This is a genomic window from Tissierella pigra (genome assembly GCF_009695605.1).
GTDB classification, from domain to species: Bacteria; Bacillota; Clostridia; order Tissierellales; family Tissierellaceae; genus Tissierella; species Tissierella pigra.
On record NZ_VUNQ01000087.1, the window covers coordinates 1 to 5,213 of the forward strand.

The following is a 5,213-nucleotide window of genomic DNA, read 5'->3' on the forward strand; positions in this document are numbered from 1 at the left end:
TACAAATCAAGATTCAGTAAGAGTAGAAGGAAAGGTCACAGCAGATGGTAAGGTAAATGTATATGTAAACGATATAAAAACAACCTCAATAGATTCTGAGAATAGAGAATTTGAAGTAGAAGTACCTTTACCAGAAGAAAGAAATACAATTAAGGTAACAGCTGAGCTGAATGGAATAGAAACAGAACCATCAGCATCAGTAGTAGTAATAAAAGATAAATTAGCACCAGTTTTAACAGTAGATGAGCCATTAGACAATGCTAAGATAAATGTAGAAGTAGCTCATGTAATAGGTACTGTAACTGACAATATTGGCTTAGAAAAATTAGAGATAAATGATAAAGAAATATCAGTAGATGAATCTAATAACTTCCATGAAAGATTGATGCTAAATCAAGGTGAAAATACTATTACTGTAAAAGCAACTGATGGAGCAGGAAATATAACTACAGTTGTAAGAACTGTGGTAGTAGGGTTAGAGGAACCAGCTATTACAAATATTTTGCCAGATGAAGACATAAATCTTAGAGAAGGAGACACTTTTACTGTTAGCTTCCAAGCACCAACAGGAGGGAAAGGATATTTCAGGCTGTTAATGCCATTTGGATTAGATAGCAATGAAATAGGAATACCAATGACAGAAGAAGAAGGATTATATACTGGAACTTGGACAGCACCAGCAGGATTAGTGGTTGCAGGACTAAAAGTTCAAGTCGTATATATTAGCGAATATGGAGTTAAGGTAACAGAAATGGCAGAAGGAAGAATAACCGTAATAGGAAATATGAGAGATTTAGTATCTAATTCAATGATAATAGGTGATGAGGCATTTGATATGGACTTTTTAGATAATGATGCAAGTGTACAGAGAAAGTTAACCGAATGGTACAATACCGGAGGTGAAGTGTATATCAAGCTTAATGATACTACCATAGTCAATGAAGAAGGGGATCTAATATCTATAGATGAATTACCAGACTTCATAACATATTTTGATGTAAGAGGAAATGTAACATACTACGAAAAATAAGATGATAAATGGGAGGCTCCTAGTCATAGGGGCCTAATCCTGAAAATGAGGTTAGCTCAAATTTTGCCAAAAACTAAAGGAGGGAATTTTTAAATGTCAAAGAACAAACAAGTAAGAAAAGTATTATCCTTAATAATAAGTCTTATTATGGTATTAGGATATTTTACATCTTTTGTTTATGCAGAGAACAACCAACTTAGTTCAGCAAAAGAAGATTTACGCAAAGAGGCTTCAATGAAGATAGAACCTGAAGTAATGAAAGAGCTAAATAATGAAGACTTAGCTGAGGTATTGGTCTATATGGCAGATCAAGTAGATGCAGAGAAGGTAGCCTACGCAACAGAATCTGCTTTATCATCAGCCATGACACCACATCAAACTAAACTTCAAGTCAGAAAAGGTGTTATAGAGGCCTTAAAGGATAATGCAGAATTAACTCAGATGAATATTTTGAATTATCTGGAGAAGGAACTGGAAAATGGAAATGTAGCAGAATTTACACCTTATCATATAGTGAATATGGTATATGTAAAAGCTACAAAGGAAGTAATAGAAAATCTTTCCTATATGTCAGAAGTAGAAAAAATATATGAAAATAAAATTCATACATTAGGTGAGGTAAAATTAGATAATGAAATAAAACCTTCTGATAATAGTTTAGAGTGGAATATAGAAAGAGTAAAAGCTAATGAAGTATGGGAGCTGGGATACGATGGAACAGGAATAGTAGTAGCAAATATAGACTCAGGAGTAGATTGGACTCATCCAGCACTTAAGGATAAATGGAGAGGTTATGATCCAAATACAGAAACTACTAATGCCAGTGGAAACTGGTTTGACCCTGTATACAACGCATCACTACCAGCAGATTCAGATGAACATGGAACTCATGTAATGGGAACAATAGTTGGTCAAGAAGCAGATGGCTCTAATAAAATAGGTGTGGCACCAGGAGCAAAATGGATAGCAGCAAGAGTATTTAATACTGCTGGTTCTACAACAGATGCCATATTATTATCAGCAGCACAATGGATGTTAGCACCAGGTGGAAATCCAGACAATGCTCCAGATGTGGTCAATAACTCATGGGGTGGAGGAGCTGGAATAGATGATTGGTATAGAGAGGCTGTTATAGCATGGAGAGCAGCAGGAATTGTTCCTGTTTTTTCAGCAGGAAACCAAAGAGCAGGAGAACCACTGCCTTGGCCAGGATCTATATCATGCCCAGCTAACTATCCAGAATCCTTTGCAGTAGCTGCAACTGATAGAAATGATATAAGAGCATCTTTCTCAAAACTTGGACCATCACCATATGATGAATCTTTAGTTAAACCAAATATATCTGCACCAGGTGCAAGTATACGTTCATCAGTACCTGGAGGAGGATATCAAGGAGGCTGGTCAGGAACTTCCATGTCAGCACCTGCTATTTCGGGAATAGTAGCACTTCTTTTATCAGCTAATGCCTCCTTATCAATAGAAGATATGGAAGATATTATACAGAATACAGCTAGACCATTAACTGACTCCACATACCCAACAGCACCAAATATGGGTTATGGCTATGGTATGGCAGATGCATTTGAGGCAGTATCATCCATAGCAACAGGAACAGGATATATTTCAGGTAGAGTATTAGTTCCTGGAGAAGATACATCAGAGGCAACTATAACTCATGAACAAGAAATATTTGAAACCTATATGGGTTCAGACATAGAAATCCTTGCAGAAATATTAGATGATGTTGCAATAACAGAAGCAGAGCTTTTAGTTAAACAACAGGGAAAATCCTACTGGATGGTAGCTCCAATGAATAGGATTTCAGGAGATCATAAAAATGGAATGTATAAAGGAACTATAACCCATGATATGTTAATGGGAGATAGTATTGTATATAAGATAAAAGTAAGAGACTATGGAGGAGATGTAGTAGTTACATCAGATTATAAAATAGATATAGAATTTGGTGTAATCCCAGGAGAATATACCCAAGGCTTCGAGAATAATACTAATGGTTGGAAATTCAATGGAGCATGGGAATGGGGAACACCATCAAATGTTGGTCCGAAGCCATTTGAAGGAGAAAAGCTAGTGGCAACTACATTAGATGGAAATTATCCAAATAATGCTGACAGCTGGATGATTACTCCTCCAATAGATTTAAGAGATGGAAATTTAGAAACTGTCTCACTAAGATTCTATGAATGGTACAATATGCAGAACAGTTATGATAAGGGTTATGTTCTAATAACAGATAACTATGGTGAAACTTGGACTGAGTCAAGACCAGTTGTCACAGGTATTAGAGAAGAATGGAAAGAGGCACTTGTGAATCTTGATAGTTATATAGGGTCTAAAGATCCAGTATTTGTAGCGTTTAGATTTACATCTAATGCTTCAACACAGGCAGCAGGATGGTATATAGATAATGTAAGACTAATGGCTCAAGATAATGATGCGCCAGCAATACCTACTAATCTAACTGCAGAAGTAGGGTTAACAGGGATTAAACTAAGCTGGAACCACTCACCAGATGCTGATCTATCACGTTATAATATTTATCGTTCAGAAACATCAGGCGAAGGATATGTTAAGATAGGAGAAACTACCAGTAATAATTATCAAGATGCTGAAGGAACTGTTGGAACAACATATTATTATGTATTAAATGCAGTAGACCTTTCTGGTAATATAAGTGGTTATACACAAGAGGTATCTGCTGTTCCAGTGGAAGCACAGATTCTATTTGGTGCAGATTTTGAAAATGATAATGGTGGATTTGTAACAGGTGTTACAGCTGGAACTGCTAATCCATGGGAATGGGGAGTACCAACATCTGGACCTAATGCAGCATATTCAGGTGAAAAACTATGGGCTACTAACCTTGCAGGAAATTATGATCATAGAACTGATGCCTATATAGAAACTCCGTCCATAGTGATACCAGAAGATAAAGATGGCATGCTAATATTCAATCACTGGGTTGATATGGAAGGAACAACAACTCTATGGGATTATGGTCAAGTTTTAATCTCTAAAGATAATGGAGCTACTTGGAACAATATAACTCCAGTAGCAGGTGGAAAATATGGTAGAAGAGTCCAAGAATGGACTAATGAGGAAATAGCCCTAACAGGATATAGTGGAGAAACCATAAAATTAAGATTCTTCTTCCACTCAGATACTTCAGGAGTATATACTGGATGGTATATAGATGATGTATTTGTTATGGGTATAGACCATGTAGAACCAGAGCCAATTGAAGGTGAAGAATTAATTTATGATGATGAAACGGCAGAAGATGCATTAGTATTAAATACAGCAGGAAATGGGTTGGCAGTAAGATTTACTCCATCACAATTTGGTAAAGTTCAAGCTGCTAATATTTATCTATGGGGTAATGATTGGCCAACACCTGGAGGAAATAGATTAGGATTTGTTATTTATGATTCAAATGGTAATCAAGTAGGAACACCTATGTATGTGAATAATCTAGTTAGAGGCGGATGGAATCTAATAGATCTTTCTAGTTTTAATTTCTCAACAGGTAGCGATTTCTATATATCAACTATGCAAGATGCAATTGGTGATAATAGTCCAGGAACCGGTTTAGATGATAATTCTACATCAGATTGGACCAGATCTTATCTGAATGTTGGAGGACAATTAAGTCCATTAGCAGATTCAGGTGCAGACTATGAAGTAGCTGTAATGATTAGAGCCATTATGGACTACGATAATGCTGAAGCAACAGCCGGTAATCCTTTAATTAGACCAGTAGTAAAGAAGAAATCAATGGGCAATGTGGACGCTGGTATGATGAGATTAGGGGAATTAGAAGTTAAAAAAGATGAGATTGATAAAGTAGATTACGTAGAACCAACAGCACCAAAATATAGTTTAAAATCAAATGAGATGCTTAGAGCTAATAACTTTGAAACCATAGAAGATATAGAAGTACAAAATATGCCAATGGTATTTGCAGGAATTCCAATATCTGATGCTGTAGTAACAGTATTGGAAACAGGAAGAAGTGTTAAAGTTGACCCTGTTACTGGTAAATTCTTTATGAGATCTCCAATTGGCGAATATACTTTAGTAGCAGAAGCTTATGGATATTATTCTAAGGAAGCTAGAGTAAATGTAGTTGAAGACCAAACTGCAAAATCAAACTTCATATTAG

Annotated in this window: 1 protein-coding gene and 1 pseudogene; both read left to right on the top strand. The window is 36.0% G+C overall.

Translation table 11 applies throughout. From position 1 onward, the window contains the following. A pseudogene (locus FYJ83_RS19790) lies at positions 1-1,030 on the top strand (hypothetical protein); the annotation flags it as partial. A 93-nt stretch (positions 1,031-1,123) separates the two neighbouring features. Beyond that, positions 1,124-5,213: S8 family serine peptidase (locus FYJ83_RS19130; protein ID WP_154443091.1), on the top strand; the 4,090-nt coding region annotated here is incomplete at its 3' end.